Annotated in this window: 16 protein-coding genes, 2 tRNA genes and 1 pseudogene; 3 read left to right on the forward strand and 16 right to left on the reverse strand. The window is 66.1% G+C overall.

The window, feature by feature from the left end; genetic code table 11:
- Nucleotides 1-13 precede the first annotated feature (13 nt).
- The 16 genes and pseudogenes from JQ507_29625 to JQ507_29700 form a co-directional block, all read right to left on the reverse strand.
- Nucleotides 14-12,214, reverse strand: coding sequence for a filamentous hemagglutinin family protein (locus tag JQ507_29625; protein QRI69000.1), 12,201 nt, complete (start codon nt 12,212-12,214; stop codon nt 14-16).
- Between the two features lie 196 nt (nt 12,215-12,410).
- Nucleotides 12,411-13,397: a FecR domain-containing protein gene (locus JQ507_29630; protein ID QRI69001.1), complete on the reverse strand. Its 987-nt coding sequence runs from the start codon at nt 13,395-13,397 to the stop codon at nt 12,411-12,413.
- Nucleotides 13,398-13,509: 112 nt separating this feature from the next.
- The gene (locus JQ507_29635; protein QRI69002.1) at nt 13,510-14,094 is read right to left on the reverse strand and encodes an RNA polymerase sigma factor; all 585 of its coding nucleotides are present in this window, start codon (nt 14,092-14,094) and stop codon (nt 13,510-13,512) included.
- A complete protein-coding gene (locus JQ507_29640) occupies nt 14,069-14,779 on the reverse strand; it encodes a TonB C-terminal domain-containing protein (GenBank protein ID QRI69003.1) in 711 nt (236 codons plus the stop codon). Before JQ507_29640 ends, JQ507_29635 begins: the two co-directional genes overlap by 26 nt.
- A 504-nt stretch (nt 14,780-15,283) precedes the next feature.
- Nucleotides 15,284-15,359 (reverse strand) — tRNA-Phe (locus JQ507_29645).
- A gap of 140 nt (nt 15,360-15,499) precedes the next feature.
- Nucleotides 15,500-15,679 (reverse strand): DNA gyrase inhibitor YacG, encoded by a 180-nt coding sequence (gene yacG / locus JQ507_29650; GenBank protein ID QRI69004.1) that lies wholly within the window; start codon nt 15,677-15,679, stop codon nt 15,500-15,502.
- A 63-nt stretch (nt 15,680-15,742) separates the two neighbouring features.
- Nucleotides 15,743-16,372, reverse strand: coding sequence for a Maf-like protein (locus JQ507_29655; protein QRI69005.1), 630 nt, complete (start codon nt 16,370-16,372; stop codon nt 15,743-15,745).
- A gap of 187 nt (nt 16,373-16,559) precedes the next feature.
- Nucleotides 16,560-17,021 carry a low molecular weight phosphatase family protein gene (locus JQ507_29660; GenBank protein ID QRI69006.1) on the reverse strand — a complete coding sequence of 154 codons (462 nt, stop codon included), beginning with the start codon at nt 17,019-17,021 and terminating at the stop codon, nt 16,560-16,562.
- Nucleotides 17,022-17,084: 63 nt separating this feature from the next.
- Complete coding sequence (locus tag JQ507_29665) at nt 17,085-17,591, reverse strand: UPF0262 family protein (protein QRI69007.1); 507 nt, start codon at nt 17,589-17,591, stop codon at nt 17,085-17,087.
- On the reverse strand, nt 17,588-18,883 hold the full coding sequence (gene hisD, locus JQ507_29670) for a histidinol dehydrogenase (GenBank protein ID QRI69008.1): 1,296 nt from the start codon (nt 18,881-18,883) through the stop codon (nt 17,588-17,590). Before hisD ends, JQ507_29665 begins: the two co-directional genes overlap by 4 nt.
- Before the next feature lie 109 nt (nt 18,884-18,992).
- Nucleotides 18,993-19,421: a DUF2948 family protein gene (locus tag JQ507_29675; GenBank protein ID QRI69009.1), complete on the reverse strand. Its 429-nt coding sequence runs from the start codon at nt 19,419-19,421 to the stop codon at nt 18,993-18,995.
- Between the two features lie 483 nt (nt 19,422-19,904).
- Nucleotides 19,905-20,730: pseudogene (locus JQ507_29680) on the reverse strand (alpha/beta hydrolase).
- A gap of 141 nt (nt 20,731-20,871) precedes the next feature.
- Entirely contained in the window at nt 20,872-21,372 is a 501-nt protein-coding gene (locus JQ507_29685; GenBank protein ID QRI69010.1) for a hypothetical protein, read from the reverse strand.
- Nucleotides 21,373-21,538: 166 nt separating this feature from the next.
- Entirely contained in the window at nt 21,539-21,847 is a 309-nt protein-coding gene (locus JQ507_29690) for a UBP-type zinc finger domain-containing protein (GenBank protein QRI69011.1), read from the reverse strand.
- Between the two features lie 114 nt (nt 21,848-21,961).
- The gene (locus JQ507_29695; GenBank protein ID QRI69012.1) at nt 21,962-23,662 is read right to left on the reverse strand and encodes an FAD-dependent oxidoreductase; all 1,701 of its coding nucleotides are present in this window, start codon (nt 23,660-23,662) and stop codon (nt 21,962-21,964) included.
- 41 nt (nt 23,663-23,703) lie between these two features.
- Nucleotides 23,704-23,913 (reverse strand): hypothetical protein, encoded by a 210-nt coding sequence (locus JQ507_29700; GenBank protein QRI73573.1) that lies wholly within the window; start codon nt 23,911-23,913, stop codon nt 23,704-23,706.
- A 318-nt stretch (nt 23,914-24,231) separates the two neighbouring features.
- On the opposite strand from JQ507_29700, the gene JQ507_29705 reads away from it, so the two are divergent.
- From JQ507_29705 to JQ507_29715, 3 genes are all read left to right on the forward strand, one after another.
- Nucleotides 24,232-24,306, forward strand: a tRNA-Thr gene (locus JQ507_29705).
- A 281-nt stretch (nt 24,307-24,587) separates the two neighbouring features.
- Nucleotides 24,588-24,908 (forward strand): hypothetical protein, encoded by a 321-nt coding sequence (locus JQ507_29710; protein QRI69013.1) that lies wholly within the window; start codon nt 24,588-24,590, stop codon nt 24,906-24,908.
- A 461-nt stretch (nt 24,909-25,369) separates the two neighbouring features.
- Nucleotides 25,370-26,116: a porin family protein gene (locus JQ507_29715; GenBank protein ID QRI69014.1), complete on the forward strand. Its 747-nt coding sequence runs from the start codon at nt 25,370-25,372 to the stop codon at nt 26,114-26,116.
- Nucleotides 26,117-26,242 lie beyond the last annotated feature (126 nt).

The following is a 26,242-nucleotide window of genomic DNA, read 5'->3' on the forward strand; positions in this document are numbered from 1 at the left end:
CCCAAACTATTCTTCAGTGCGTCTCGAGACTCGCTCGTTCCTCCGCGGTGAGCGCCTGCCTCTGCGTCTCCGAAAGCGCACCATTGCCGACAAGCTGCAGAACACTGTTCTGGTTGTAACTGTGCTGGTCTTGCGGCCGCCGCTTCTGCTCGTCCCGCGCGGGATCCGGCGCAGCGCCGTCGCCGCCGCCGTAACCCATGACCTCGACGATGATGATCGAGGGCTGGTCATTGCCCTTTGGCGGCGGCGCGGCGGCCTGCTGGCTCGCGGCGGCGGTGTTCGACGCCGCTGTCAGCGCGGCCACCGGCGGCCCCTGCACCGTCGGAACGCCGGTCGAGGTGCCCTGCACCTGGATGTTGGCGGCGTTGACCACCTGCAGCGCGGCGAGATTGACGTTGCCCGAGACACGGATGCCGGCCTCGCCCGCATCGATGGTGCCGAGCGGCGCGATCAGGTCGACATCGCTCGGCGGGGTGCCCGGGATGGTCGCGAGCGCGGCGATGCCGGCGCCGCTCGACGGTACGGCGGGCGCGAGCGTGGCGTTGCCGTAGCTGTCGTAGCTGAGCAGCGGCGGGGTGAAGATCGTCGTGGTCTTCGAGCCGCGGCCGGCGTTGATATCGCCGGTGGCGGACCAGGCGAGAATGTTGCCGCCGAAGGTCGTCATGATGCGGCTCTGGCCGAGCAGGATGCTGCCGAGCGAATAGATGTCGATCGGGCTGTTGCGTCCCTGCGTGATCAGGCCGGAGCCCGCGCCCGGGGTGACGCTTTCCACGCCGAGGATGGTCCGCCCGCCCGGATTCAGCACCTGGATGGCGCCGCCGTACTGGGTGCGGATGCCGGCATCGGCGAGATAGATATTGCCCAGGTAGTCCTTGGCAAAGCCGCTGAACATCGTCAGCCCACCCGAATAGTTGATCGCGTTGCCCTGGGCGTCCTGGTCGGGGAACAGCGTCGCGATCGCCTCGCGGCCGCGCAGATAGCTCTTGTAGCGCGGTCCGGTCGCATCGTTGTACTCACGGCCGCCGAGGGTCAGTTCCTCATAGAAGACCTGGCGGACGAATACGCCCTGTTGCTCGCTCGGCAGCGCCAGGAAATAGGCGAGCGCGTCGGCCGCGCTTCCGGTGTAGCCGTAGCGCTTCTGCAACCATGCCAACAGCTCGGCGCCATAGGCGTGCACCACCTTGCCGCTGCCGGCGAGCGGCGTGCCGTTGCCTGCCAGCTGATTGGCCGGGTCGAAATAGCGTTTGGCGAAATCGGAATAATCCGGGCCGTTCGCGCCGACACCGGTCAGCACCGCGATATCGGCGCCGCCCGCATTGTTGGCAGGGTTCAAGACATCCCCGACGCTGGTCAGCGTACCATAATAGCCCTGGTACAGGTTGCGGCCGGCCTGGATCTGAAACACGCCCGGACCAACCACATCCACCGACTGGTAGATGATGTCGCGACCGGCCTGCATCAGCGAAACGCTGGTGGGGCCGGTGTTGAAGAACACATCCGGCGTCGCGCCAAGACCGACGATATCGCGGCCGGCAATCACCTCGAACGGCTTGGCCGCGAGATACCAGGTGCCGTGCTGGGGAAAGAAGCCGGCGCCGGAGCTGCGGACCATGGGCAGCGCCGCCCCAAGGCTGAGATCGTCGATGTCGACGCCGGCATAGACCAACGCGGGCTGGCTATCACCCTGGTGCAGATTGGAGACCGGCGTGTCTTCGCCGAAGGCGAGCGGGTTGAAATTGTTGGTACGGTAAATCCCGTCCGGCGACGCGTTGGTGTTCCCTCGGCTGGTGGAGAACACCGGATGCCGTGGCGTCGCGAGCGCGCTGATGTCGGCGCCCGACATCGACAACACCTGGCCCTGCCCGTAGATCGACCCTGCCGCCAGCAATTCCAGCTGGCCGTATTGCGACGGCATCATCTCGATCGATCCGCCGCTGAAGCGAATGTCGCCGTTGGCGGCTGCAACGATCAGCGTTCCCGGATAGAAGCCGTTCGCGTTCTGCTTGCCGCCGGTGTCTCCCGACATTGGTGCCACATCGCCACCCGCCGAGTAGAGATTGATCGCAGTGGCCGACGTCCACAGCGTGAAATTGGTCAGCCCGCCGGTACTCACCACCGGCGTCAACGATCCGTCCGCGTTAACCTGAAACCGCGTATAGAGGCCACGATTCACGTCGACCGGCGCGGCCATGCCGGGGTCGCTCGCCCCGCTGATCACGAGGTCACCGCGCGTCGTGATGCTGACGCTGCCGTCGCCCGGCGTGAATGTCGGGCCGAGCGTCTTGATCGAATCCTTGAAGGTGGATGGATCAAGCGTGCGCGGATCGACCGACGAGGCCCCGCCACCTCGCCCGTTTGGAAGCACAGCTCCGACCGACCCGGCGCGAACAATGGTGTTTCCGCGCAGATCGGCGACCGACCCGAAATAATCCGGCCAGTAGGATCCCGACGCGGTGAGTGGGCTCATCGGATTGAGAATGCCTCCGACGTTCAGCGTCAGATCGCCGCCGCCGGTCTGCAGCACCGTCCCGTCCGGCAGCACCCGCCCGCTCGACGCGACCGCAAGATCGAGCCCGGTCGAGGTGGTTGCGGCGCCGCCGCCGGATGCGCCGGCATTGCGGCCTGCGATCACTGTCAGATTGCCGCCACCGAGCGTACCGATCCCCTGGAAGCCGACGAGGGAGGCGCCGGTTGCAGCCGCGTCGGTCTTGGCGAAGGTGCCGAAATTGATCCACCATGCGGTCGGATCCGGCGTCAGCCCGCCACCGCCCTGGGTTTGCAGCCAGTTCGCGATCCGATCCGTGTTGGTGTTGCGTAAGGTGTTTTGTACCGGGGCGGTCTCGATGTAACCCGTCACATCCTGCTGCGCCACGAGCAGCAGATCGCCGCCATGCTCCGGATACCAGGCATGGGTGATGTTGCTTCGCAGCGCACCGATCAGGTCATAGGGATTGCTGCCGTTGACCAGAACCGGGGCAGCCTGCGTGCCGGCCGTATAGACGCCATACGGGGTCGCTTCGCTGAAGCTGCCGCCGGCGAGCAACTCGAGGCTGCCGGTGCCGGTGCGAACGACACTGTAGAAGGTGCCCTGGCCGAAGTTGCCATAGGTGGGATCGTTGAGCGTCAGATTGCCCGCGCCGCTCAGCGCACCCACCGTTTGCAAGCCGCGTTGGTCGGCGGCAGTGAGATCGGCGCCCGCCGTCAAGCGCAGCGATGCCGATTGCGAGCCGCTCGGCAGCATGACGGCCCAGGCCGACGTTCCCTGTGCGGCTGGAAGGGCGGGACCCGATGGCGAGCTGAATACGCCGCCGACGGAGGATGCCTTGGTGGCCGGAATGTACAGGAAGCTGAGAGTAGTGCCGGCCGGAATTGTCTGCCCCGGGGCATAGCGATGGCCGCTCGGGTCCCTCGGATAGAAGGGCAGCACCAATCCCCACGTCGTTGGAACAGTCCAGGCGGTGGCCGTTTTCACGGTCCCACCAATGCTCAGCAGATAGTTGGTGCCGACCTGTCTGAAAGCAGAACTCGCGGTGACGTCGGCCACCGGGGAATACAGCGCCGGAGCATCTGTGGCCGGCCGGAAGCCGTCCGATATGCTTCCCTGAATGGCCAGATTGCCACCCGCCCGGATCACGAGGGCCATCGCTTCGCCGGCGCCATAGGTCGCCGAGTTCGGATCGCGATCGGCATTGGCGCCGTAGCGATACGTCGCGAGGTCGATGTCGCCCGAGGTCGACAGGTCGCCGCTCGAGGTGATCTGAACGCCCGGCCGCAGATGATAGGCGCTGCCGTACGCCGACAGCCCCGCAACACGCGCCGACAATCCTGCATTGCCGAGTGCCGCGCTGATGAAGGCCGTGCTCGCGGTGTCGTACCCGTCGAGCGTGGCCTGGGTGATGGTGCTGCCGCCAGGCAGATCGTAGGTCCAGAAGGCGTTGAGCGCGATGCTATAGGCGCCCTTGATGTTGAGCGGACCCGCGGCGTTGATCGCGATATCGCCGGAGGTCTCGCCGGTGCGCTGGGCATTCAGCACCACGTCGCCATAGGCGACACCGTTCGGCGCGGTGAGATCCATCGTCGCGCCGGGCGACAGCGTGAGCACGCCGCCGGCGGCGGTCAACTCGATATGACCGCGGTTCTTGGCTTCGATCGGCTGGCCGTAGCTATCCGTTTGCAGCACCGTGCCGTGGGCATCGAGTACGGCAGTCGACGCAAGCGCCAAGCCGTTGCCGGCCGAGAGGCGGATCGTGCCGGGCGCCGCGCCGCTGGCATCGATCGTGCCGGCGACAGTCAGGGCGCCGCCATCGACCGACACCGTCACGCTGTGCGCCTTGACGCCGTCGCCGATCACCAGATCGCCGCTCTTGATGTCGAAGCTGCGGGCATCGAACAGGCCGCCTTGCGTCAGGAGGGCGTTGAGCGCGGCGAAATCGGTGCTGCTCATGCTCGCGGCGGTGACGCTGAAGTCGCCGCTGGTGTTGTTGCCGGTGGCGCTGCCCGCGAGGCGGCCGCCGAACGAGACCGCTCCGCTGCCGGCGCTGATGCTGATCGACCCTGCGCTGGCGTTAGTGGCGGAGACGTCGATCACCGAGCCGGCCGCCTGCGTGAATCCGCCCTGGCTGCTGTTGAAGATCGCGGTACCGCCGAAGCCGTAGACCGTCGCCTTCTGGATCATCGAGGGCTGGCCGGAGAGATCGATGCGGCCGCTGCCGCCGATCGCGATGTCGTTGGTCGCGTTCACGACCAGCTTGCCGCTCGGCAGCAGAATGGTGCTGGCGATCGCGACGCTGTTGCCGGTCAGATCGATCTCGGCGCCTGATATCGTGGAGGTCGCAGCGCTCTGCGCGAGCCCTGTGGGCACGGTGACAGCAAGCGCACCGCCGGCGGTATAGTTCATGATCGACTTCTGCGCGCCGGTCAGCAGCGGCGTCGACAGCGTCAGGTTGCCGCCGGTGCCGCTCTGGCCGAACACGGCGCCGGCCGCCGTGCTCGGCGCCTGGTAGACGTACAGCGAGCCGTTGCCGGACGAGACGATCCGCGCGCCGCCGGTCATGTTGACATTGCCGAAGCCGTAGATGACCCGGCTGGACGTCGTCGACGTCAGCGAGGCGACCATGCCGAAATCGATCTCGTTCGCGACCAGATTGAGCGTGCCGAGGCCGGTCCCGAGCCCGCTGGCCCCGGGTGCCGGCGGCGTCGCGCCGGCGATGCCGTTCCAGGTGATCTTGCCACCTGCGATGGTCGCGGTGTCACTCGCGGTGCCGTAGCCGTAGATCGCCGGCGTGTTCAGGACCAGATCGATGCCGGTGCCGGTGGCGTCGAGGCCGGTCGCGCCGAACAGGTTGATGGAGTTCGCGGCACTCAACGTGATCTTTTCCAGCGCCGGCGCGGCATGGCTGGGGTCGCCATGCACCAGCACATCGAACAGCGCCTGGTTGAACAGGAACCCTGCCGGGGCACCGGCCGCGGCAATCGTGCCGCCGTCGCCGATATTGATGCTGCCGACCGCGAGCGTGATGTTGCGCGATCCGAAATGCGCTGTGGGATCGATGCTCGAGGCACCGTTGGTGGCAAAGGCCAACGTCCCTTCGGAATAGAGCTGCGAACCGGCGCCGATCGTGATCGTGCCGGCGCCGCCATTCGAGCCGAGGAAGTTGAGATTGCCGTTCGACAGCGCCAGCACTGTGGTGCCGGAGCCCGTGGTGTAGCTCACGCCAAGGGACGTGGAGTCGAACGGCGCGGGCCCCTGCCCGATGGTGCTGAGCGTGACGTTGTTGCCGATCGTGATATTGCCGCCGACCAGGAACAACTCGCCGGCGCTCAGCGTGACGCCGTCGCGAACCTGGAGGTCTCTTCCGCCGGAAAAGAGCATCGTGCCGTTAACGATGCCATCGGTGCCGTTGATGATCATCCGCGTAGCGCCGATCGCGTCCAGATCGCCTGCGCGAACGGATACACCGGCGAAACCCGGTGTTGGCGAGCCGGCGTAGATTTCATCTACACCTGACAGGGCCACTTGTCCGCCGAAGCCGCCTGGTCCGGCCTGCAACAGCGCGGTGCCGCTGAATGCCAATGCGGGCGATGTCGGTGGCGTCGTCGATGGCGGCTCGAACGCCAGCATCAGCATCTTGCCATCGGCCGGCAGCAGCGGGCGCACGCCGCCGAACTGCGTGGCATTGGCGATCATGAAGTCGCTGTAGCCCTGCTCGTTGTACTGCGAATATATCCGCACCGACGCGCCCGGCGTGATCAACACCTGCGACGCAAGTGCGCTCCTGATCGCGGTATTGCTGGTGCCGGTGTACGCCGAGGTCGCATATGTGCCGTTGCCGATCGCGACGGCGCCGTTGATCGGCGTTCGCGTGGCCGCGCCGAGTTCAACGCGATAGGCGCCAGGCAGCAACGCATAGTTCGACGGAAGCAATGTGTAGCTGCCTGCCGGCAGGCCCGGCACGCCGGCCGGAACGGTGATCTGCTGGCCGATGGCCGGATCCCCGGCGCCATTTTCGGGCGCGATGGGCGCATAACCGGACGCATAGCCAGGCAGGATGGCATAGACCTTGTCGCTAGGCTTGCTGACAGGCGTGGCCGGATTGGCATTGATCAACGGTGTGTTGAGCACATTCACCGAGCCGCCGCGCCCCGAAATGAAGGCGGCTCCGCTGAGGACGCCACCACCCGACATGTCGAGCGTTGCGCCACTTTCGACGTTGATGGATTGACCGTCCAGCGTGACGCCGGACTGATGGCCGACATTGCCGAAGTTCGTCACGTCGATCCGGCTTACGCTCGCCCCGTTGTAGCTGTAGGTCACGCCGTCGACGGTGCCGCCATAGGGGATGGTCATGCCCGCCATCGAGACCGAGGTCAGGCTGCCCGGCAGCACGTCGACCCGTTGTGTCGGAATGCGGTTGTCGAACGGATTGTTGTTGCCGAGCACGACGCTGCCGAACGGCGCGCGGACGATACCGCCCTGCTCCACAACAGGTGCGGCGAGCGCAAGGCTGCCAAACACCGACAGCGGTGCGTCGGGAATCGTGTCGGTGCTGCGGCCGATGGTCAGCGTCGGCGGCTGATCGGACTGTGCAGCCGTGAAATTGTTCTGCCCGGCGGTGACGACCGCAACGGCGCCCGTGGCGGGATAGAGCTGAGCGGCAATGAGATCGAGATTCCAGTCGGTCGCCAGCGTCGTCGCCTTCTGCGCGGCGCCGCTGGCCAGGAAGCGGATATCGCCCTTGCTCACCAGCCTGATCTCGGCAAAGCCGGGCGAATACATGCTGTTCGGCGCGGATGCGGAGAACAGGATCAGCCCCTGAACGTCGATCTGGTTGGCATCGACCTCGAAGCTCGCTTTGGTCGGAACACCGGCCGCACCTGGATTGCCGATCAATCCGCTGGTGCTCTTGTCCGGGACGACCGCAACCGGTTCGCGCAGCAATACATAGGGCGCGGACAGCAAGACGTTGCCGGTCGGGACCGGTGCGGACGGATCCGGCTTGCTTGGCGAGCCGACAGGTACGGGCAGGCCCGGCACGGGCGGCGCCGATGTGAACGCGGCAGCCGTGAGCGTAATGCTTTGGCTAAGCGCGAGCGATACGTCGCCGGCAAACTGCATGTAGTCGCCCGAGCTCAGCGACAATCTGCCGAAGCCACCCGCCTTGATCATGTCGGCACTGACCGTGGCTTGGCCGAACGTCAGCTTCGCAGCGTCGGTCCCCGGCGCGATGTCGGCGGGCAGCAGCGATTGCCGCGCCTGAGTCACAATCAGCGTGCTGGGCACAAACGCGGTAGCCGGTATGACCGAGCCGTCGGCCGGGAAAACGGCGGTGGGCAAGGAGACCGACAGGCTGCCGCCCGCCGCGCCCGAACCGCCGCCCGCGGCATGGATGCTGCCGTCGAGATAGAGCCCGCTCGATGAGCTGAGTGCGATGGAGCCGCCATTGCTCGGAAGCGTCTGCGCGCCGCCAGGTGTGTTTGGTGACATCCCGGCCGCAGAGTTGACGGTGACGCTGGCGCCGTCGGCATTGAGTTCGGCACCGGGCCGGACGATCACGAAGCCGGTTCCACCATTCAGGCTGATGCTGCCGCCGTCGGTGACCGTGCCGTAGGTCCGTCCACCGTTATCGGTGGCCGTGTAGGCCGCACCCGAGACGTCGATCGCGGCGTCCGCGCCGATCCACAGCGATAAGGCACGGCCGTTGCCGGATGTGTCAAAGTTGCGCGACGGCTCCAGTACATTGTCGGACTCGTTGATCAGCGTGATGCCGCCGCCATGCGCGGTGAGCCTGCCATTCATCGTGATCTGATTGTAGGCATCGAGCTTGATGCTCTGTCCGGGATCGACGGTGATCGACGCACCATGGCCGACCACGATCGCGCCGCCGCCGGCTCCGTTCAGCAGCGAACGCAAGGTTACGCTGACACCGGCCCGCTGCGTCAGCGTGGCCTTGACCGAGTCCGCGGTGAACAACGGCGGCGTCCATAGCATCAGAGCCGACGACGGATCGCTGCCGGTAGCTGCGGCATAGCTGTTCGCCGTGAACCGATAGACCGGCATCGCGGGCGCGACCACCGTGTTGCTGGCCACCACAACGCCGAGCCCGCCATTGATGTCGTAGTTGGAGAAGCCGGCGGTGAAGAACGCGGGATTGAGCGCCGGTGCTGGCGTGATCTGGACCGTCTGCGGCAGCACCACGCCGGCTGGAATAATGGTCCCGACCGGATAGGTCATCGGCGTGGATTGAATTGATCCTGCGGCGTAAGTGACTTGATAGGGCGTGATTGGAAGGCCACTCGGGAAGACGTTGGACGGAATGACGGTTCCCGCCGGAATACGGCCAGTGCCGCTCCAGCCGGTGATGAGCGTCCCGGCCGGGATCACGTTGCCTGCGCTCCAATAACTTGTCCCGCCATTGCTGTCTCTGCTCTGGAGGGAATCCATGCCCTGCGGCACGGTCCAATCTGCACCGGTCGGCGCGGTCGGTACCGCTGAGATCGTGACGTCGACCGGTATCGGCGTGTCGTACACCAGCGAGGTGAAATTCAGCGTCAGCGCCGTCGGCAAGGGCTGGCCTGCGCGAATGGTCATGGCCTGCTTCAGCTTCACGGCCAGAGGCGCCGACATGCCCGCGGGCAGTACACCGCCGGCAAGTTCGGCATTCTCGCCGATCAGGATGTTGCCGGGCGTCGAGATCGTCAGCGTGCCGCCGCCGCTGACACCCCAGGCGCGGATCGCGCCGTCGAGAACAAGATTTCCATCGCCCGGCGTGCCGGCGTTCTGCTGGGTGTGGCCCGCAATGATCGTGACGTTGCCGCCCTTGCCGCCTTGCGTCTTGCCGTTGATGAGAACGGCGCCGCCGGAGGACACATCGATCACGCTGCCCGCCGCGAGCGTGACGTTCTGGGTCGAATCGAAGGTGACGTTGCCGCCGTCGAGCAGGCCGAGGCCCGACACGCTGATCGGATCGATCTGCGCATTGACCCACAGGCCGCGCGTGTCGATGGTCGCGCCGCCCTCCAGCGTCAGCGTCGCGCCGCCGGTCGCGTTCGTCAACGTAACCGTTCCGTTTGCGGTGTTGAGGATGTTGCTGACCGTGACGCTGCCGGAGCGCGCGATGATGTCGGCTGCGATATCGACGGTCGGAGCGGTCAGCCTGACCTGCGCGCCCGGCGCAAATTGCAGCGGCGCGTTGATCGAGATCTTGTTGCCGGTGTTGATGTTGAAGCCGCCGAGGCCAAAGCTGTTGAGCGTCGGCGCATCGAACCAGGCCGTGTTGGTGCGGTCGGACGGCAGCGCGGAGGTCAAACCGAGATTGCCTGAGACCGGCGCGACGTTACCGAACGTCACGTCGGTGTTGTAGGCGTTGGAGAGTCCATAGCGATCGTACTGCCCAAGCGCCAGCGTGCCGGCGAGCGGCACGGTGGTCTGCGTCAGCTTGTAGCCGTCGGTGATGCCGGCCGGCCGCTTGGCAAGCTGCTGCTCGCCGTCGATCACGTTGGCGAGGATGGTGCCCTCGAACACCGAGGTCGGGGTCGAAAGGAGGAGGCTGCCGGCATCGCGGCCCATTGTGTAGCCGTTTTCCCAGCGGCTGCTGCCCTTGCCGAACGGGCTGAGATAGACCTCGACGACGCCCCAATGCGCGTGATTGACGATGAAGCCGTTCGCCACCGCGACATAGGTCAAATAGGACGGCGCATTGTCGGCACTGTAGATGCGGCCGTCACTGCCGAGCAGCAGCGTCTGCCGCACATAGCCGCTCTGATATTGCACGGCGCCGCCGGAGATGTTGAAGAGCGCGCCTTGCTGCGCCACCACTTCCGGCGCCGACAGCGTGATGGTGCCGCCGACCGCGGTCCATTCGCCGATCTTGTGGCCGGTGTTGTTGAGATAGCCGGAGACTTCGAGCAGCCCGCCCGCGGTGTAATAGCGGTCGGTCGCATAGCCGCCGGTGCCGGCCGGCACCAAAGTGAGATCACGGGCGTCGATCCACATGTTGCTGTTGAGCAGCGTGCCGCTGTCGCGGTTCTGCGGGCTGTCGCGCAGCTCGTTGCCCTGGACGTTGACCTTGATCGCATTGGCCGACACCGGCAGCACGGTGCCGGTGGTGCCGGAGACGTCGATGACAGAGCCGGTTTCGGCGAACACCCGCTTGCCGGCGGAAGCCGACACCTGGCCGCCCTGCGCCATGGTCAGCGAGCCGTTCCTGAAGTCGATGGTGCCGCCGGTGACGATCTCGATGCGCGACTGATCGGGGCGATCCACCAATGTCGAGAGGTTGTCGAACTGGCCGGCCGCCAGCAGATTGGGCTTGGCCGAGGCGATCAGCGCATCGCGCTGCGAATTGAACGCGGTCGCGGTCGGATCGATGCCCGAGACCAGCGCGGCCGCGGCATCGGTCTCCGGCAGGATCAGGCTGATGCCGTTACTGGTCAGCGTAATACTGCCGCTTGTATCGGACGCCGAGTTGAGCAGATGAATGGTGCCGCGCTGGTTGACCGAGGTGGTGGAGACGAGGATGCCGTCCTGGGTGACGGCATGGCCGGCCAGCGTGATGTCGCCCTGCTGGGCCAGCACCAGGCCGGTGTTGGTGACCGTGCCGCTGCTGCTGCCGCTGCGCAGCAGTGGCGCGATCTCGTTGCCGCGTGTGGTCGAGTTCTGGTTGGCGTTGGTGCCGTAACCGGCGCGCAGGATGAAATCGTCGCCGGCCGCGAACTGGGTCTGGCCCTTCGGCGTGGTGATGGCGCCGGCGTTGTTGACTTCGGTGCCCATCAGCAGCACGAAGCCGCCGCCTGCCGTCACCGAGGACGGCGCATTGGTGGTGATCAGCGCACCGCTCTCGACCACGATCTTGCCGCCCGCGCCGGTGAAGTTCGGCACATAGACGTTGCCGCTCTGGCTCGCATAGATGCCATTACCGAACTGGCCGTCGGTGATGTTGGCGCTGGAGGCGATCAGCGAGCCGACATTGATCTGGCTCGCGCCGCCGAAGATGATGCCGTTCTGATTGATCACCAGCACCTGGCCGGGAGCGGTGATGCGGCCGAGGATCTGGCTCGGCCCGGTGTTGCCGACGACGCGGTTCAGCGCGGTCCAGTTGCCGGCCTGCTGGTTGAAGTTGAGCGTGGTCTGGCTGCCGACATTGAAGCTCTGCCAGTTGAGGATTGCCTGCGGCGCGGTCTGGTTGACGGTCACCGTGGTCTGGCCGCCGCTCGCGGCCTGGCTCGGCAGCGCGGCGCCTTGCCAGAGGGCCGAGCCGGGCACGGCGCCCGGCGCAACCTGAAGCCCGCCCACGGCAAGACCGTTCGGCACCGCCACCTGCGGCAGCGTGGTGGATCGCTGCGAGGCGGCAGCCGCGCCGCGGGCCGCCGCCTGCGCGGCCTGCAGCGCCTGGATGGCCTGGGTCGCCCGGGTCAGCGCGCCCTGGCTTTGCCTTGCGACTTCGGTTGCCTGCTGGGCCGCGGCGGTGGCGCCGTCGCTGGCGATCGTCGGCGCCGAATTGATCGCTCCGAAATTGCCGAACGGACGCGCGGACGCATCCTCGAGCCCGGTCAGCAGCAGCGCCAGCGTGCTGGTTCCGGCCAGCAGCATCGAGCGGGACACCAATCCGATCCGCTGCCGCGGCGGCAGCGGCGCAACCCGACGCTGAGCGAGGCGGGAACGGTCGGCGGCTTTCCGGGCGCGCGATGGGCGGGAGATCACACGGTCGACGAACATGAGGCATCCTGACTAGGCCAAATCGCGATCACTGTGATGACCGCGGGCTCACTGTCGTGACACCTCCGGACGTCGACGCCCTCAAAGGTTTTTTATGAATGTTTTGTGTCACACGCGCGAGCGTCAGAGCGCGTTCGAGCAAGGCCGCGCCCTGGAACTGAAACGCGTGGAACACGTGTTGCGCGCGACAAAAGCGCTAGGAAAGCAGGACAAGCCCGCCGGGCAAGCTGCGGGCGCGAATGCCGAACGCACGCTCAATCTGCAGCAAGGCCTCGTCCGGACGATCGATCCTGAAACGACCGTTGACGGGGCTGCGCCCGAACTCCGCATTCAGCAGCACGATGCGGCCGGAGCGGTATCTGTTCAATTCCCCGATCACCTCCGCCAACGGTGTCATGTTGCAGATGATCAGGCCCTGTTGCCAGGCGGCGGCAATCGACGGATCGATCGCGACGACATCGCCAAATCCGCCATCGCCATAGGTGACGCGCTGCCTGGACTTGAGAACGACTTGTTGCGCCAGATGCTCCACATGCGCTTCGTTCGCGAGGCACGTGACACAGACGCTCGCCCCGTCGACGCGCACGTCGAACTGCGCCCCCGTCGACGTGGTCCTTCCGCCCGCCGCGATCACGCTGAATGTCTCGGCTCGCCGATCCGCGACCTTGAAAGAGGCCTCGCCGGCGATCAGTTCGACCGTGCCGGACGCAGCTCCCGATCCGAGCGAGATGCTGGTGCGCGTGTTCATCTGGACCGCGACGCCGTCCACCACGGCCACCTCGCGCTGCTCGCCGACGCCGGTACGATAATCAGCGCGCAGTTCGAACAGCGACGGCCACAGATCGAGCGGAGGGTGCACCACCATGATCCCGGCTGCCGTGGCCGCCAGCGCACCTCCGATGATCGCACGGCGGCTGGTGATCGCCGTCCTGCCGCCGGCGGGCGCGCGGCGGCCCGTCGTCCTCGAATCCGCGAGCAGGCTCTGGCCCGCGGGGCCGAACGCCTTCCAGAACCGGCTGGCCTCCGAAAAAGCCGCCGCATGCGCCGGGCTCTGGCCGCACCAGCGCCGCAAGGCCGCCGCGTCGGACGCCCTCGCCTCTCCGGACGTCAGACGACGAATCCAGGCATGGGCTTCGCGCTCAAGCGCGGAAAGCTCGTCGTGATGTTGGTCGCTCTCAATCATCAACGTTGCATGTTGCCGGTCGTCTTGAAGCCCGTGGTCGCAATGCTCTGCGGGCGAGCCGGCGGCCCTCCCGTAACATAGACACTCCAGAGGACGCGAACCGCACAATTTTCTACTCCGGGCGCCGGATTTTCTTGAAACGGGCGACGCAATGCTCCTGCGCCCTCCGCAATTCCTTCTCCACCAGGCTCACGGAAATGCCGAAGCGCCGGGCAATCTGCTGCCGGGACAGCCCCTCCAGCCTGGCGGCCAGCAGGATGGCCCGCGGCCGCGGTGGCAATTCCGCCATCACCTGCTTGAGCCTTTCGAGATCGGAGCGGCCGGAGATCACGCGCACGGCGTCGGGTGCATCGTCCGCCAGATTGAGCAGCGCCTCGACCTCTTCCGCATTGAGGCGCCGGTTGTCGGCGCGCCGCTGATTGAGCGCGACGTGGAAGGCGGATCGAAGCAGGTAGGCGGCCGGATTGCGGACATCGCCGACGATCTCCCGGCCGTTCAGGCGCAGATAGGTATCCTGCAGCGCGTCTTCGGCCCATTCCAGCGAGCCCAGTCGACGCGCAAGGCGCGATTTCAAATCCTGATAGCGCTCGATCAACAGGGCCCGCAACGTGCGCGCGCTCTCATTGTCCGCGGCCTCGTCATGATCCGACGCCTTGGAGAGGCTCTCGCCCTCACTCATCTCGTCGGCCGCCTTCATCCGGCGGACAGTCGACGGTACCGCCGGACGCCCGGGGCAGGATCACCATGGTGAAGGGTTGCGTCATCTGCACAGGGGGAGCTTCGCCCGCGGATACGCGATTTGCCGCCTCCGCAATCGCTGCATCCCGTTGCGGATCGCCGGTCGTCCCCAAAAGCTTCACCCTCGTCACACTGCCGGACGGCCCGATCCAGAAGCTGATTGCGGCCCGGTACGCACCAGGCCTTGTCGCTCGCTGGGCGCACAGGGCATTGTTCAGCCGCTCCTGTAGCAGCGCCGAATATCGCCGTTCAATAGCGCTCTGTTGTGACAAGGCCGCTTGCGCGATCGCCGCCGGCGAACGCGTCACAAAAGTTTCATTCGGCGCGGGAACGACGACGATGGCATCGGGTGCCGTGTAGTCCGCGACCAGTCCGCTGCCCTGCAGAAGCAGCAGGATGGCCTGCTGCGGATTGAACTGCCCCTGCACCGGGTTCGAGACCCGGCCGACCGCCAGATTGCCGTTATAGGCGATGACGACGCCGGTCGTCTTGCTATAGGCGTCTAGTGCCGATGCGAGCGATTGCGCGGGAATGTCGAACCAAGCCTGGCTCGACGGTTGAGCGGTTTGCGCCGATACCGCACAAGCCCAGAACATGCCCAGGGAGAAAAGGCCGCAGAACCAGAAACGCCACCGAAACGGCATGAGATGCAGACATCATTATCCCGGGTGAACTCCGCCTATCCCATAGCGTCTGCAAAGGTCTTGAGCCACTCCCCTTCACGTAGGTCTCCCATCATTGTGGCGCACCGACGTCGCGGCGCGGAACCTGAAGCCGGTCTTTCCGGGATCGGCTGAGTATCGCGCCAGCACCTTCTGCACGACACCACGGCAACGACGAGCGCCGCGAGGCGATTGTCATTTCCTGCGAAACGAGACGAGCGAGCGCTTGCTGCTTCAGCATCGCAGCACCAAACCGCGACCGCGGCCACCGCATACAACCATGCGGCGATGAAGCGAAGCGGCCGCGCCAGTCGAGCGCCATCATCGCGAGCGCAGACCGTGATGGTGACAAGGGCTCGGTCAACAGCCGACAAACATGTCCGCCACCGGCCACACGCGGCGACCGACCTCCGCCTTCGCCCTCGGGCTACACCGGGACGACCGTTTGCGTGCCGTTCGTGCGGACTACGGTCAGAGAGAGGGGGATGGTGCCCAGGGGCGGGATCGAACCACCGACACTGCGATTTTCAGTCGCATGCTCTACCAACTGAGCTACCTGGGCATACAAGCTGGGCCGAAAAGGCCGGAGCGAGCGGGCGGTTTATAGAGAGGTCGGAGCGCTGTGTCCACCCGGCTTCGCGAAACGCTTCGCCGGGCGCGGCCCGCCCTGTGCAATTTCCCCAACTTATTGGGAAATCTTGGCTATTCCGGGTCCTCCGCGTCGTCCTCGCGGCCGGGAACGACATAGCGGCCGGTCAGCCAGCGGTTCAGGTCGACATCGCGGCAGCGCGGCGAACAGAACGGGCGGAAGGCCTGCGCGACCGGCTTGCCGCAGATCGGGCAGGCACGCGTGGTCGGGGGCGTTCGGGGCTGGTCGGTCATGGCTCGGAGGTAGCTTACATCAATCGAGATGCAAGGGCGCTGAGGGCACGAGGTTCCTCGGCCTCACACCGCGACGGCGTTGAGCCAGCCGTGGCGGATCGGAAAGCCTTCGCCGCCGAGCAGGGTCACGGTCTCGTAGAGCGGCAGGCCGACGACGTTGGTGTAGGAGCCGACCATCTTGACCACGAAGGATCCGGCGATGCCCTGCACGGCGTAGCCGCCGGCTTTGCCGCGCCATTCGCCGGAGCCGATATAGGCCTGGATGTCGTCCTCGCTGAGCCGCTTGAAGCGCACGCGCGTCTCGACCAGGCGCTGGCGGAACGCCTCGCGCGGCGTCACCACGCAGATCGCGGTGTAGACGCGGTGGTTGCGGCCCGACAGCAGCCGCAGGCACTGCGCGGCCTCGTCGACCAGATTGGCCTTGGGCAGGATGCGGCGGCCGACCGCGACCACGGTGTCGGCGGCGATGATGAAGGAGCCGCGCAGATCGTCGTCGAGCTGAACTGACTTCAGCGCCGCGTCCGCCTTCGCGCGCGCCAGGCGGTTGGCGCAGGCGCGCGGCAACTCGCCCCGCCGCGGGGTCTCGTCGACATCGGCCGGGCGCAGCGCGTCGGGCTCGATGCCGGCCTGGTTGAGCAGGGCCAGCCGCCGCGGCGAACCGGAAGCAAGAACGAATTTGGGACGGCCTAGCATGCGGGCTTTTGGGCTGAATCGGGGGGACGGACGCGGGCGGAACCTATCGGATGGGGCATGGATGCACAACCTTGGAACCGGTCGCGAATCGTACTCCCGCTTGGAGACAAGGCCCCATAAGCACAGCTGTTTGTCAGTCTGGCGACAAGGGGCGGTCCTGCGAATCGGAACACGCCGCGTGTTCGCATCACAAGTTCGCCGCAGCCTTGGCGAAGCGGCGGCGGATGCGCATCAAGAGGCCGTCGCAGACCTCGCGATAGGCGGCGAGCTTCTGCTCGCGATTGCCGCTGGTCCCGGTCGGGTCGTGCGTCGGCCAGTATTCGACATCGGCGGCGAGCGTGCGCGTCAGGTCCAGCGCCTTGTGGTGCGCCTCCGGCGAGAGCGTGATGATGAGATCGAAGTTCAACCCCTCCCAGTCCTCGAGCTCCTCGAAGGTCTGCGGCTTGTGGCCGGAAATGTCCTGGCCGAACTCGGCCATGACGGAGACCGCGAACGGATCGAGCTCGCCCTTCTTGACGCCGGCCGAACGCACATAGAGCCCTTGCGGAAACATCTGCTGCAGCAGGCTTTCGGCCATCGGCGAACGCACGGCATTGTGGCCGCATGCGAACAGCACGGCCTGCGGGGTGCGCGCGCTTGGCGCTGCCATGCGATCAGGCTTTTTTCGACCGGGGTACGCCCCCGTCGTCTGGCGAAGTGACGATAAGCGGGATCATGCGCCCTCACCCTTCCAGTGCAGCACAGTGATCAGCGTGAACAGCCGCCGGGCGGTCTCGAAATCGACGCGCACCTTGCCCTTGAGCCGCTCCTGCAGCGTGCGCGAGCCCTCGTCATGGATGCCGCGGCGGCCCATGTCGATCGCCTCGATCTTGTCCGGTGTCGCGGTCCGGATCGCCTGATAGTAGCTGTCGCAGATCATGAAGTAGTCCTTCACGACACGGCGGAACGGCGTCAGCGACAACAGATGCGCCACGACAGGCGAGCCGTCCTCCTTCCTGATATCGAACATCAGCCGGTTGCCGGTGATCGCGATATGCAGGGTATACGGACCCGGCCCGGCGACGCCCTCGGGCGCGAACAAATTCTGCTCGACCAGGTCGTAGATCGCGATCGCCCGCTCATGCTCGATATCGGGCCCGGAACGGCCGATCGATTCCTCGTCGAGCGTCACCGCGACGATGCGATTGTTGGAATCCTCGTCGTCTGGTGGCTTGGTCATGAGAGGTTGAGGCGCAATCCGACGGAACGTGAATGGGCATCGAGACCCTCGGCCTGGCCGAGCGTCATCGCGGCAGGCCCGAGCGCACGAAGCTGATCCGGCCCGCACCGCAGGATCGAGGTTCGCTTCATGAAGTCAAGCACCCCGAGGCCCGAGGAGAACCGCGCCGAGCGCGCCGTCGGCAGCACATGGTTGGAGCCGCCGACATAGTCGCCGATCGCCTCCGGGGTATGGGCCCCGAGGAAGATCGCGCCGGCATTGCGGACCTTTTTCGACAGGCCCTCGGCGTCCGCGGTCATGATCTCCAGATGCTCCGCCGCGATCGCGTTCGCAAGCTCGACCGCGTCGTCGAGCTTCGCCACCTTGATCACGGCGCCGAAATCCTCCCACGAGGCGCGCGCAATCGCCGCACGCGGCAGCGTCGCCAGCTGCGCCTCGACCGCGCGCTCGACATCGGCGGCGAGCCGCGCACTGTCGGTGACCAGGATCGACTGTGCGCTGACGTCGTGCTCGGCCTGCGCCAACAGATCGGCCGCGATCCAGTCGGCATTGCCGGTATCGTCGGCGATGACCAGCACCTCGGAAGGGCCGGCGATCATGTCGATGCCGACCTTGCCGAACACCAGCCGCTTGGCGGCGGCGACATAGGCGTTGCCGGGGCCGACGATCTTGGCCACCGGCGCGATCGACGCGGTGCCATAGGCCAGGGCGGCCACCGCCTGGGCGCCGCCGACGCGGTAAATCTCCGAAACGCCGCCGAGATGGGCGGCCGCCAGCACCAGCGGGTTGAGCTTGCCGTCCGGCGCCGGCACCACCATCACCACCCGCGGCACGCCGGCGACCCTGGCCGGCACCGCATTCATCAGCACCGAGGACGGATAGGCCGCGGTGCCGCCGGGCACATAGAGCCCGACCGCATCGACCGCGCTCCAGCGCCAGCCGAGCTCGACGCCGGCGGCATCGGTGAAGCGCTCGTCCTTCGGCAGCTGGCGGCGATGGAACGTCTCGATCCGGTCGCGCGCGAAGCTCAGCGCCTCGACGGTCTTGGGATCGCAGGCCGCGACTGCGGCATCGATCTCGGCCGGCGTGATGCGCAGACCGGCGGCGGTGATATCGAGCCGGTCGAACTTCCTGGTCGCCTCGAGCAGCGCGGCATCGCCGCGGGCGGCCACATCGTCGACGATGGCGCGGGTGGCGCGCTCGACGTCGGCCGATACCTCGCGCTTGGCCGCCAGGAAATCGCGGAAACGCTGCTCAAAATCGGCGCTCTGTCGGTCCAGGCGAACGGGCATGGCGGCTTTCTTAGGAGGAATTCGGGTCCCTGCTCAATGGCGCGACGGATAATGGCCGTCAACCCTTGGCTCCCGTCGTCCAGGCGAAAGCCGGGACGACGGCCGAGAGTTACCCAGGCCCCACCCCGAGGTCGTCTGGCCCCAGATCGGTCAATTCGCACTCCAGGCATTCGACATCGAGCCGCAGCGCCGCGCCCTGACCGAACATCAGCAGCGCGCTGCCGCCAGGCGGGTCGGAGGCATGGAATTCGATCCCGAGCAGTTCCAGGGTCGCCTCCGGGGTCTCCAGGTCGATGTTGCGCGACTTGCATGCCAGCACCCGGTCGAACCTGAGTGCGGCGATCAGCCGGCGCGAGCAGGTGCCGCCGGACAGGGTCTGCTCCCAATCGAGCCGGTTCAGGCCGACCACGAGGCGTTTCTCGTCCTGGCGCCAGACGATGTCGGCAGGCTGGACGCGGGCGTCCTGCAGATGGGCGGAGATCACCGCGAGGTCATCGGCGTCGAGGGCGATCAGTTTCAGCGGCGCGGGTGGGGACATGACGGTGACTATAACGCCTCGCGGCCTCGGAGGTACCAGTGGCCGCAAGGAAATCCCGCTCGAGGGAACCGGCAAGCGCACGAGCAAAATATCGAAAATAACCCCATGCAAAGGGGCTGGAAGCGGCGTGGCATGCCCCGACCGAACGTACGCGCATTGGCACTCTTCGTCAGGTGAGCACGCTCGTCAGGCTCCCTCCCCCACGCAACCGGGGTATACCGCGGTTGCGCATCGCAAGTTTGCGCAAGTCGGGCAGGCCCGACTTGCGTCGGGGGAGGGTTGGGGAGAGGGGTGGCCCCGGGCGAGATGAGCGACGGCGCAGTTGGTCCCGCAATCTCGGCTGCATGATCAGAGGCGCATTTCGAGAGAGCACCCGTGTGGCCACCCCTCTCCCTAACCCTCCCCCGCAAGGGGGGAGGGAACCCTACCGCTGGTGGCTCCCTCACCTAGTCGCACCGACCTGCGATGGTGTTTGCGCTGGCCTCACCCCGTGATGAACGCCAGCAGATCCGCGTTGATGGTCTCCGCTTCCGTCGTCGGCATGCCATGCGGAAAGCCCTTGTAGGTCTTCAAGCGTGCCGTTCTTCAAAAGCTTGGCCGAGAGCGGGCCGGAATCGGCGTAGGGCACGATCTGGTCGTCGTCGCCATGCATCACCAGCACCGGCACGTTGATCTTCTTCAGGTCCTCGGTGAAGTCGGTCTGCGAGAACGCGACGATGCCGTCGTAATGCGCCTTGGCGCCGCCCATCATGCCCTGCCGCCACCAGTTCTGGATCACGGCTTCGGACGGTTTTGCGCCGGGCCGGTTGTAGCCATAGAACGGGCCGGCCGGGAGATCGCGGTAGAATTGCGAACGGTTGGCCGCAAGCTGCGCCTGCAAGCCGTCGAACACCGATTTCGGCAGGCCGCCGGGATTGGCGGCCGTCTGCACCATCAGCGGCGGCACCGCGCTCAGGATCGCGGCCTTCGCGACCCGGCTCTCGCCGTGGCGCGCGATGTAGTGCACGACTTCGCCGCCGCCGGTGGAATGGCCGACATGGACGGCATTCCTGAGGTCGAGATGCGCGGTGACGGCCGCAAGGTCGTCGGCGTAATGGTCCATGTCGTGGCCGTCGGCGACCTGGGCGGAACGGCCGTGGCCGCGGCGGTCATGGGCGATGACGCGGAAGCCATGGTTGAGGAAGAACAGCATCTGCGCGTCCCAATCGTCCGAGGACAGCGGCCAGCCATGGCTGAACACGATCGGCTGACCCGAACCCCAATCCTTGTAGAAGATCTCGACGCCGTCTTTGGTGGTGATGGTGGGCATTGAACGCTCCTCCTGTTGCCGATGTGTTGGTCCGGCACGCCAAACATGAGCGGACCCCGAGCGACGGCGTGTCGCCGACATGCCACCGCCCTTCGCCTTCTACGCCGTGCGTCGCTCCGAATTGATGTCACCCGCCCCGGATCAGGCGAAATTGACCGGCCTGAAGCGGCGCCAGGCGCCGATGATCATCACGGCGAAGAACACCAGCACGATGCCCTGCACCGCCCCGAACACCGGCCCGGACGGCGGGTTCGGCGGCACCGCCGGCGCCAGCGCCTGCAACGCGGGGATCTTGAGGAAGCTCTGGATGACCAACACGAAGACGTTGAGATAAAGCGAGACCATCGCGGTCACGACATAGATCGGGCGCCATGCGCCCTTCAGCTGCATCGCATAGAGCGCGATGCAGGCGATCGCCAGCAGCACCAGCGAGAGGCCGCCGATGATCTGGGACGGCAGCACCTTTTCGGTAATCAGTGGCGGGATCACGAAGCCGGTGGCGCTGGTCAGGATCGTGAAGATGAGGAAGATCGCGGTCAGTCCGGGCATCGGGCGCGAGCCGAGCAGGCCGAACATCACGATCACACCGGCGACGATCGCGATCAGGCTGATAATGACGTGCACAAGCACCAACGTCGTCATGTAGCACACTCCCCCGTTGAGACCCGCACGACGTTACGATGCGTCTTTGAAAATTGCTACATCGTTCGATGGCAGGACGCCCGACACTCAAGAAAATCGCTGACGCCGACCGTTGCAAAACCTTGGTGTCGGCGTCGCGCGCCGCGGCATCCTGTGAGAACTTGAATCAATAGAAGCGCGGGATCGGCCCATCCTGCGGCGTCTTGCGCTTCGACAGGTCGAACAGCACCTCGTCGACATAGCACCAGCCCCAGCCTTCCGGCGGATCGTAGCCCTCGATCACCGGATGGCCGGTGGCGTGGAAATGCGCCGTTGCATGCCGGTTCGGCGAGTCGTCGCAGCAGCCGACATGGCCGCAGGTCCGGCAGATCCGCAGATGCAGCCAGCGGCTGCCGCTCTTCAGGCACTCCTCGCAGCCGCGCGCACTCGGCGTGACGTCCTGGATGCCGGCGATATGGGTGCAGCCTTTTGGCATTTGCGGGCCTCTCGTTCTGAACGGTCGCGGATCTATCTTTATCCGCACCTCTTTGAACCGTCATCCCCGCGCAAAGGCGCGGGGATGACGGGGATGGTGCAGCATGGCTTTCCACTACAACGTCGGACTGCCGGCATCGGCGAGATAGCCGTGCAGCGCGGCGACCACCTGTGCGCCCTCGCCGATCGCGCCGCCGACGCGCTTGACCGATCCGGAGCGGACGTCGCCGACCGCGAACACGCCGGGCACCGTGGTCTGGAGCAGCGGCACGGCGGGCGCGCCCTCGCCGTTCTGTACGCCGGTCTTGACGAAGCCGCCGCGGTCGACCTGCACGCCGCAGCCCTCGAGCCAGCCGGTGGCCGGATCGGCGCCGACGAACAAAAAGAGATTGCGGATATCCATCGTGAACTCGTCGGGTGCGAGCCGGCTGCGCCAGCGGACGCGCTCCAGCGTCTCCGCGCCGTCGAGGCCGATCACCTCGGTGTTGAACATCAGTTCGATGTTCGGCGTCGCCTCGATACGCTCGATCAGATAGCGCGACATGCTGGCGCCGAGCCCGCCGCCGCGGATCATCATGTTGACCCTGCGGGCATGCGCGGACAGATACACCGCCGCCTGGCCTGCGGAGTTGCCGCCGCCGACCAGCACGACGTCCTGGTTGGCGCACAGCCGCGCCTCGATCGGCGAGGCCCAGTACCAGACGCCGCGGCCTTCATAGTGCTCGAGATTGTCGATCGCCGGCCGCCGATAGCGCGCGCCGCTTGCGACCACCACCGATTTGGCGCGCAGCGTGTGCCCGCATCCGGTGGCGAGCGTGAACGCGCCCGACGCTTTCGAGCAGTCGAGCGATTTGATCGAGACCGGGATCAGCATCTCGGCGCCGAATTTCTGCGCCTGATTGAAGGCGCGTCCGGCCAGCGCCTGGCCGGTGATGCCGGTCGGGAATCCCAGATAGTTCTCGATCCGCATGCTGGCGCCGGCCTGGCCGCCGAAAGCGCGGGAATCGAACACCGCGACCGACAGGCCCTCGGAGGCGGCATAAACCGCGGTGGAGAGCCCGGCCGGGCCGCTGCCGACCACCGCGACATCGTAGAGCCTGTCTTGTGCACTGTTGCCGATCATGCCGAGCGCCATCGCCAGCGCGGTCTCTGATGGATTGCGCAGCACCGTGCCGTTGGGGCAGACCACCAGCGGCAACTCGGCACGCGTCGGCGAATAGCGCGCGACGAGGTCGGCGGCATCGGTGTCGGCCTCGGGATCGAGCACGTGATGCGGCTGGCCGTTGCGCGCCAGGAAATTCTGCAGCGGCGCCATGTTGCCGGCCGACGCCGAGCCGATCAGCACCGGCCCGCCGGCGCCGCCCTGGATCAGGCTGACGCGGCGCAGGATCAGCGCCCGCATGATGCGCTCGCCGAGGTCGGCTTCGGCGACCAGCAGCGCGCGCAGCCGGTCCGGCGGCAGCAGCAATGTCTCGACCGCACCGTCGGCATGGCCGTCGACCAGCGCCGCGCGGCCGGAGAGCTGGCCGATCTCGGCGAGGAACTGGCCCGGCCCCTGGTCGATGACCGGCGTGACACGGCCGAGGCCGTCGCGCTGGGTGATCGCGACGCTGCCCGACAGCACCACGAACATGCCGGGCCCCGGCGTGCCGGTCTCGAACAACGCCTCGCCGTCCTTGTATGACCGCGGCTCGCCGAAGCGGCGCATCCGCTCGATCTCATGCGCCGTCAAGGTCGGAAAGGTCTGTTCATGGCGCGGGAAGGCGGCGGCGGTTGCGCTCAGGCGATTGATCGTCGTCTCATCGATTGCAGTCATGTCGGCGCCCCGCTTCTCTTTGCACACACATCCGAGCCGGGTTAGCGGCCCGGCTCGTTTCCGCCGGCGTGATCCGGCGCGCCGTGATCTAGCGAGCCGTCAGCCGGTTCGGAAGCCACATCCTCGCGACCGCGCGCCTGGGATTTCCGCCGCTTCAGGTTCTCGCGCAGCGCCAGCTTGAGCCGATCCTGTCGTGAATCCTTCACGCGGGCACCAGCCTGCCCGCCGCCTCTGTCCTGATCGCCCGTCATCTGGAAAACTCTCGAACCGCCGACGCCTTGCGCCGCGCCGAGCATAGACAATGACCGCCGCCGGCGCACCCTGCCCGGTCGGCCAGTTGCGCGCGACGGCATGATTCGGTGGCCAGTGGATCGGACGCCTTCCGGCACGATCTGGAACCCAATCGAGCCAAATTCGGCCGGATTGGACGCAATCACCGCCGCGGAACGTCATTTCTGCCGATTTGCCCGGCAAGAGGAGCGCTGTTTCGCTTGCGCCAAGGGGATGCCTGTGGCAAGAACCGCCCGCTTGGACGGGCCCTTGGGGCCGATTCAATTTTTCCCGGGCATGCTGCCGTAGCTCAGTGGTAGAGCACTCCATTGGTAATGGAGAGGTCGACAGTTCAATCCTGTCTGGCAGCACCAGGATCTTCGCACAACGATCGCCGCGATGAGCACGCGCCCGGCCGCGTCAGCCGAATCAATGCGCGAGCAGCAGGCCCACCCCGCCGATCACCAGCACGACGTAGAACACGAACACACTGCCGACCCATTTCCAATCGATCTGTGCGTGTTCCGGGCTCAGGCTCTCGATGATGCCGTGCATGATGGTTTCCTTTGAAAGTCGCATATGCGGCGTATAGACCGCAGCTCGAGCACGTCATGTGACTCACTTCACACATCCAAGTCGCGGAGCGGACCCAAGAGTGACCGGCCCAGAACTCAGAAAATTGCGCGAACATCTCGGCGAGGCGCTCGGCCGCAAGCTGACGGCGGCGGATATGGCGAAGCTGTGCGGGTTGCCGACGGCCGACGGCGCCGAAAAGCTCCGCAAATGGGAAGTCACCGGCCCGACCCCGAAGGTCGCGGGCCTGCTGCGCGTGCTGGCGATGGCGAGCGAGCACTATCCGATCCTGGAGGAGTTCGACGTGTTCAATCGCCACGACGTACCGGTCAAGGAGCGCGCAGCGCGCCGCGAAGCGTTCCGCGAGCAGATGCGCGACGACGTGCGCAAGCGGCTCGACTAAAGCGGGATAAGTTTTGGTTGAATGAGCTTCGCACGGTCTTGCTTCACCTCTCCCCGGCGGTGAGAGGTCGGATTGCGCAGCAATCCGGGTGAGGGCTCTTGCTCTCTCGATAGACCGCAACCCCTCACCCGATTTGCTGCGCAAATCGACCTCTCCCAAGGGAGAGGTGAACTTTCGACGCCGTTCCAGCTCAACCCGATCTCATCAGGCCTTAGCCGGCGTCTCGATCGGCAGGCGGCGGCTTGGTTAACGGGAGAGCCAAGCCGCGCACGCCGCGTTAAGCCTTCGGTCATCCCGCTTTAAGCGTTCGTTAGGCACAACAAAACGTTTCATCGCATCAGGTGCGACTTAACGCTCCAAGTCGTCTTTCGGTGACAGCATTTTATTCAAATGCGGTCTAACCCCTCGCCGTGGATGGCGCCATTCACGCTGCGCCTCATGACTTGTCCGGAGACTGCCCCATGAAGACCTTCCTGCTCGCAACCGCAGCCACGGCTGCTGCCCTCGCTGCCTTTGGCGCGACCGCCCAGGCTGCCGACCTCGGCTCCCGCGGCTATTACCAGAAGGCGCCCGCGCCTGTTTACGCCGCTCCGCTCTACAACTGGACCGGCTTCTATCTCGGCGGCCATCTCGGCGGCGCGTTCTCGGGCAACAACTCGTTCAACGGCCTCGCGCTGTCCAATTCCGACGCCCGCTTCATGGGCGGCGTGCAGGCCGGCTACGACTGGCAGCTGTCGCCGATGTGGGTGATCGGTCTCGAAGGCCAGTATTCCTGGCTTGGCGGCCACCAGCTCAACGCGATCTTCCCGGGCGGCTACACCTACAACAACAACCAGCGCGGCATCGCCTCGATCACCGGCCGCGTCGGCTACACCTGGGGCCCGGGCCTGATCTATGTGAAGGGCGGCTACGCCTATTCCGACAACAACGAATCGGTGAGGCTCGGCGGCGCGCCGGTCGGCTTCGCGCTCACCGACAACCACAGCAACGGCTGGACCATCGGCGGCGGCGCCGAATACATGTTCGCGCCGAACTGGTCGGCCAAGGTCGAGTACCAGTACTACGATTTCGGCGACAGCCGCTTCACCGCGCCGGGCGCGCTGGCGCAGTACGGCAGCTTCCACAATGACGAGCACACCGTGAAGGCGGGCCTCAACTACCGCTTCAACCTCGGCAGCCTCGGCGGTCCGGCCTACGGCCGTTACTGAGAATTACGCGCCACAACCAACAGTAGAAAAGGCCGGCGCAAGCCGGCCTTTTTGCGTCCGATCGCGCGCATCGATTCCGCATGGCGAACCATGGCAGCGCGGCAAGCCCCGAAAAATCCTGCGGAT

Source organism: Bradyrhizobium sp. PSBB068, from assembly GCA_016839165.1.
Classification (GTDB): Bacteria; Pseudomonadota; Alphaproteobacteria; order Rhizobiales; family Xanthobacteraceae; genus Bradyrhizobium.

Coding starts and splice junctions, on each gene's coding strand:
- JQ507_29655 (QRI69005.1), bottom strand. CDS start 16,372: ATGCTAGGCCGTCCCAAATTCGTTCTTGCTTCCGGTTCGCCGCGGCGG.
- JQ507_29660 (QRI69006.1), bottom strand. CDS start 17,021: ATGGCAGCGCCAAGCGCGCGCACCCCGCAGGCCGTGCTGTTCGCATGC.
- JQ507_29665 (QRI69007.1), bottom strand. CDS start 17,591: ATGACCAAGCCACCAGACGACGAGGATTCCAACAATCGCATCGTCGCG.
- yacG (QRI69004.1), bottom strand. CDS start 15,679: ATGACCGACCAGCCCCGAACGCCCCCGACCACGCGTGCCTGCCCGATC.
- hisD (QRI69008.1), bottom strand. CDS start 18,883: ATGCCCGTTCGCCTGGACCGACAGAGCGCCGATTTTGAGCAGCGTTTC.
- JQ507_29690 (QRI69011.1), bottom strand. CDS start 21,847: ATGCCAAAAGGCTGCACCCATATCGCCGGCATCCAGGACGTCACGCCG.
- JQ507_29685 (QRI69010.1), bottom strand. CDS start 21,372: ATGACGACGTTGGTGCTTGTGCACGTCATTATCAGCCTGATCGCGATC.
- JQ507_29635 (QRI69002.1), bottom strand. CDS start 14,094: ATGAAGGCGGCCGACGAGATGAGTGAGGGCGAGAGCCTCTCCAAGGCG.
- JQ507_29625 (QRI69000.1), bottom strand. CDS start 12,214: ATGTTCGTCGACCGTGTGATCTCCCGCCCATCGCGCGCCCGGAAAGCC.
- JQ507_29640 (QRI69003.1), bottom strand. CDS start 14,779: ATGCCGTTTCGGTGGCGTTTCTGGTTCTGCGGCCTTTTCTCCCTGGGC.
- JQ507_29630 (QRI69001.1), bottom strand. CDS start 13,397: ATGATTGAGAGCGACCAACATCACGACGAGCTTTCCGCGCTTGAGCGC.
- JQ507_29715 (QRI69014.1), top strand. CDS start 25,370: ATGAAGACCTTCCTGCTCGCAACCGCAGCCACGGCTGCTGCCCTCGCT.
- JQ507_29700 (QRI73573.1), bottom strand. CDS start 23,913: ATGACGGGCGATCAGGACAGAGGCGGCGGGCAGGCTGGTGCCCGCGTG.
- JQ507_29675 (QRI69009.1), bottom strand. CDS start 19,421: ATGTCCCCACCCGCGCCGCTGAAACTGATCGCCCTCGACGCCGATGAC.
- JQ507_29695 (QRI69012.1), bottom strand. CDS start 23,662: ATGACTGCAATCGATGAGACGACGATCAATCGCCTGAGCGCAACCGCC.